The sequence below is a fragment of the Streptomyces sp. NPDC048506 genome (genome assembly GCF_040651315.1).
In the GTDB taxonomy this organism is placed as follows: domain Bacteria; phylum Actinomycetota; class Actinomycetes; order Streptomycetales; family Streptomycetaceae; genus Streptomyces.
This window is the reverse complement of record NZ_JBEZIX010000114.1, coordinates 1-5,345: the sequence shown is the minus strand read 5'-3', so window position 1 is coordinate 5,345 and position 5,345 is coordinate 1. Positions and strand designations below refer to the sequence as shown.

Below are 5,345 nucleotides of genomic sequence, written 5' to 3'. Positions count from 1 at the left end.
GCCACCGCGCTGGCCACGTTGCACACCCGGGTGGCCGAACTCGACGTTGCGGCGCTGCATTCGGGCTCCGTGGCCCGACGGATCGACCTGCCCACATACCCCTTCCAACGCCGCGGCTACTGGGCCACCGGCTCGGTGTCCGGCGCCACCGGAACCTCGGCCGCGGCCCGCTTCGGGCTCGTATGGACGGACCATCCGTTCCTCAGCGGCGCGACGCCGATAGCCGGCTCCGACTCGCTGCTCCTCACCGGCAGGGTGGCGCTCTCCGCGCACCCGTGGCTGGCCGACCACGTCATTTCCGGCACGGTGCTGCTCCCCGGGACCGCGATTGCGGACCTGTTGCTGCGGGCCGCCGACGAGGTGGGCGCGGGCGGTGTCGAGGAGCTCACGCTCCACGCGCCGCTGCTCCTGCCCGAACGGGGTGGAATGCGGCTCCAGGTGCTGGTCGAGGCGGCCGATGAGCGGGGCCGGCGCGCCGTCGTGCTCGCCGCGGGCCCCGAGACCCCCGAGTGGGACGGCAAGGAGCCGGAGTGGACCAGGCACGCGGAGGGCGTGCTCGCGCCCGTGGCGCAGACCGCGTCGGAGACGGTGTCGGAGGCCGCGTCGGAGACGGTGCCTGAGACCGCATGGGCTGCCGGCGCCTGGCCGCCGCCCGACGCCGAGCCGATCGACGTCGAGGAGCTGTACGACGGGTTCGCCGCGGACGGCTACGGCTACGGTCCGGCCTTCACCGGACTGTCCGGGGTGTGGCGCCGCGGCGGCGAGCTCTTCGCCGAGGTGCGGCTGCCCGAGGCGGTGGCGAACGGCGACGGCTTCGGCATTCACCCGGCACTCTTCGACGCGGCTCTCCACCCATGGCGTGCCGGCGGGCTGTTGCCCGAAACGGGCGGCACCACACTGGCGCCGTTCTCCTGGCAGGGCATCACGCTCCATGCCACCGGTGCCGAGACGCTCCGCGTCAGGCTGGCACCGGCGGGCGACGGCACGAACGCCGCCTTCTCGGTGCTGGCCACCGACCCGGCGGGCGCGCCCGTCCTCACCTTGGACGCGCTGCTGCTGCGCCCGGTCACCCTGGGCACGGACAGCGTGACGGAGCCGCTGTACCGCATCGACTGGCAAACGGTGCCGCAGTGGTCCGACGCCCCTGGCGCCCGTGGCTGGACGGTCCTCGGGCCCGCCGCGGACGGAACGGTGGCGCAGTCGGCGTCGGAATCTGCGTCGGAATCGGAGTCGGCGGGGGAGTCGGCCGCGGGCGAGGAGAGCGCGACCCTGCGCGCCCTGCCCGGCGCGGAGCCCGTTGCCCACGCCGATCTCACCGCCCTGCGCGCCAGCCTGGCCACCGCCGGAACGCCCGTTCCCGGCCTGGTCGTGGTGCCGCCCACCGGCACCCACCTCGTCGCGCCGGACGCGGATACGGGTGTGAATGACGTGGCTGTGGCTGCGGGTGCGGCTGTTGGTTCGGATGTTGGTGCGGATGTGGGTACGGGCGGGGGCGCCGACGCGGGCGTTGCGGACCGGGGCGACGACCCGGTACGCGTTGCCCTCGGTCGCGGCCTGGCCCTGGTACGGGAGTGGACCGAGGACGAACGCCTGGCGGCGGCCCGGCTCGTCGTCCTCACCCGGGGCGCGGTCGAGGCCGGGCCCGGCGACGTGCCGGACCTGGCGGGCGCGGCCCTGTGGGGACTGCTCCGCTCCGCCCAGTCGGAGTACCCGGACCGCTTCATCCTCGTCGACGTGGACGACTCCCCGGAGTCCCGGGCGGCCCTGCCCCGGGCCCTCGCGTCGGGGGAGCCGCAACTCGCCCTGCGCGCCGGCGCCTTACTCGCCCCGGCCCTCGTTCCGGTCACCACCCCGGCGACGGTTGCGGCCCGAGTGGCGAGCGAGCCCCCGGCGACGGTCGCGGCTCCATCGGCGAGCGAGGCCCGGTTCACGAGCGAGGTCCCGTTCGCGAGTGACGCCCCGGCGGTGGCCGAGACGGACGGGACGGCCGACGGCCCCGCCGCGGACGCCGCATTCGACCCCGACGGCACCGTACTGATCACCGGTGCCACCGGCGCCCTGGGCCGGCGGGTGGCCCCGCACCTGGCGCGCCGGCACGGCGTGCGCCACATGCTCCTGGTCAGCAGGCGCGGCCCGGACGCACCCGAAGCCGCCGTCCTGGAGCGGGAGCTCGCCGACCTCGGCGTCACCGCCACCTTCGTGGCATGCGACCTCGTCGACCCCTCGGACGTCCGGAAGGCCGTCGCCGCGGTGTCGCCGGGGCACCCGCTGACCGGTGTGGTGCACACCGCCGGTGTGCTGGACGACGGTGCCCTGGCCGGTCTGACCCCGGAGCGGCTCGACACCGTCCTCCGGTCGAAGGCAGACGCCGTACGGAACCTGCACGAGGCCACCCTCGACCGGCCGTTGCGCGCGTTCGTGCTGTTCTCCGCCGCGGCCGGGCTCCTCGGCCGCCCGGGGCAGGGCTCCTACGCGGCGGCCAACGCGGTCCTCGACGCGGTCGCGCGGGCCCGTCGCGCGGCCGGGCTGCCCGCCGTGTCCCTGGCCTGGGGCCTGTGGGACGAACGGGCGGGCATGGCCGGTGGCCTGGACGACGTGGCGCTCCACCGGCTGCGCCACGAGGGCATCGCCGCGATGCCGCCCGAGCAGGGGCTCGACCTGCTCGACCTGGCCCTGACCACGCACCGGGACGGGCCCGCGGTCCTCGTTCCGCTCCTGCTCGACGGCGCCGCCCTGCGCCGCATGGCAAAGGAGCGCGGCGTGACCGCGGTGCCACCGCTGCTGCGCGGCCTGCTGCCCGCGGCCCTGCGCCGCGGCAGGTCCGGTACGTCGGCGGCCGCCGACGACCGGCGGGGCGCGGGCGCGGGCATGGGCGCGGGCATGGGCGCGGGCATGGGCGCGGGCATGGGCACGGGCATGGGCATGGGCACGGAGCCCGGCGCCGGGCGTGTTGCGGGGATCGTGGCGCTCTCTGGGGAGGAGCGGTCCGCGGCCCTGTTGGACCTGGTCACCGAGCAGGTCGCCGAGGTGCTCGGCCACGCGTCGGCCGCCGAGGTGGACCCTGAACGGCCCTTCCGGGAGATCGGCTTCGACTCCCTGGCGGCGGTGGAGTTGCGCAACCGGCTCAGCCGCCTGGTGGACCTCCGGCTGCCGACCACGCTCGCCTTCGACCGCCCCACACCGAAGGACATGGCCGAGTGGATCGATACGGAGCTGCCCCGCCCCGCCGGAACGCCGGCCGCGGGCTCCGTGCTGGAGGGAATAGACGAACTCGCGTGGGCAGTAGCCCAGTTGGGCTCGGACGACGCCCGGCGAGCCGAGGTGCGGCAGCGGCTGCTCGGGCTGCTGACCGAGCTCGACACCCTCGGACCCCAGGGCGGCACCGCCGCCCCCGCCACCCCCGCCGATGCCGACAGTGCCCAGGCGACCGTGGCGGACCGGCTCGACGAGGCGACCGACGACGAGATCTTCGCCTTCCTGGACGAGCAGCTGTGACCGCACCGTGGACCGACCGCATGCCGAGGAGTTGGTGGCAGCAATGACCGCCGAGAACGACAAGATCCGCAGCTATCTGAAGCGTGCCACCGCCGAACTGCACAAGACCAAGTCCCGCCTGGCCGAGCTTGAGTCGGCGAGCCGGGAGCCGGTCGCGATCGTCGGCATGGCCTGCCGTTACCCGGGCGGGGTGGCGTCGCCGGAGGACCTGTGGGACCTGGTGGCCGCCGGCACGGACGCGATCTCGTCCTTCCCCACCGACCGCGGCTGGGACACCGAGGGGCTCTACGACCCCGACCCCGACATGGTGGGCCGCAGCTATGTGCGTGAGGGTGGTTTCCTGCATGGGGCGGCCGAGTTCGATGCGGAGTTCTTCGGTGTCTCGCCGCGTGAGGCGGCGGCGATGGATCCGCAGCAGCGGTTGCTGTTGGAGACGTCGTGGGAGGTGTTGGAGCGGGCCGGGATCGTGCCGGACGCGCTGCGCGGTACCCGCACCGGCGTCTTCACCGGCGTGATGTACGACGACTACGGATCGCAGTTCGACTCCGCCCCGCCGGAGTACGAGGGCTACCTCGTGAACGGCAGCGCGGGCAGCATCGCCTCCGGTCGGGTCGCCTACACCCTCGGCCTCCAGGGCCCCGCCGTGACCGTGGACACGGCGTGCTCGTCGTCGTTGGTGGCGCTGCATCTGGCGGTGCAGTCACTGCGGCGCGGTGAGTGCGATATGGCGTTGGCGGGTGGTGTGACGGTGATGGCGACGCCGACGGTGTTCGTGGAGTTTTCGCGGCAGCGTGGGTTGGCGTCGGACGGGCGGTGCAAGGCGTTCGCGGAGGGCGCGGACGGCACTGCGTGGGCTGAGGGTGCCGGTGTGCTGCTCGTCGAGCGGTTGTCTGATGCGCTCCGCAACGGTCACCGCGTACTGGCGGTCGTCCGCGGCACCGCCGTCAACCAGGACGGCGCCAGCAACGGGCTGACGGCCCCGAGCGGTCCCGCCCAGCAGCGGGTCATCGGCGACGCGTTGGCCGATGCCGGGCTGACCCCGGGTGAGGTCGACGTGGTCGAGGCCCATGGCACCGGTACGCCGTTGGGCGACCCCATTGAGGCGGGTGCGCTGCTGGCCACGTACGGGCGTGAACGGGCGGGTGATCCGCTGTGGTTGGGGTCGCTGAAGTCCAACATCGGGCACGCCCAGGCCGCGGCGGGAGTGGGCGGCGTGATCAAGATGGTGCAGGCGATGTCGCACTCCACCCTGCCTCGCACTCTTCATGCCGACCGCCCCTCGTCGAAGGTGGAGTGGGCCTCGGGTGCGGTGGAGTTGCTGACGGAGGAGCGGTCTTGGGTCCGGCGGGGGGATCGTCCGCGTCGGGCGGCTGTCTCGGCGTTCGGTGTCAGTGGCACCAATGCTCATGTTGTTCTTGAGGAGCCGCCGGTCGAGGTCGAGGTTGAGGCCGGGGCCGATGTTGGGGTTGGTGGCGCTTCGGTGGTTTCTTCCGTTGTGCTGTGGCCGTTGTCGGCTCGTTCGGGTGGGGCGTTGCGGGCGCAGGCGGTGCGGTTGCGTGAGCACGTGGGGCGGGTTGATGCCGATCCGGTGGATGTTGCTCATTCGTTGGCGGTGACGCGTGCGTCGTTCGGTGAGCGTGCGGTGGTCGTCGGGCGTGATCGCGGGGCGTTGTTGGCGGGGCTCGATGCGGTTGCTTCCGGGGTTGAGGCGCCGGGTGTGGTGCGTGGGTCGGCGGTGCGGGGTCGTCGTGTGGGGGTGTTGTTTACCGGTCAGGGGGCGCAGTGGGCTGGTATGGGGCGGGAGTTGTATGCGTCGGACGATGTTTTTGCGGGGGTTTTGGATGAGGTTT

Annotated in this window: 2 protein-coding genes; both read left to right on the top strand. The window is 73.6% G+C overall.

The genetic code is table 11. The annotated features are described in order from the left end of the window. The coding region (locus AB0C96_RS42880; protein ID WP_362925713.1) for an SDR family NAD(P)-dependent oxidoreductase at positions 1-3,495 on the top strand (3,495 nt) is incomplete at its 5' end. Between the two features lie 43 nt (positions 3,496-3,538). Next, positions 3,539-5,345: type I polyketide synthase (locus AB0C96_RS42875; RefSeq protein ID WP_362925714.1), on the top strand; the 1,807-nt coding region annotated here is incomplete at its 3' end.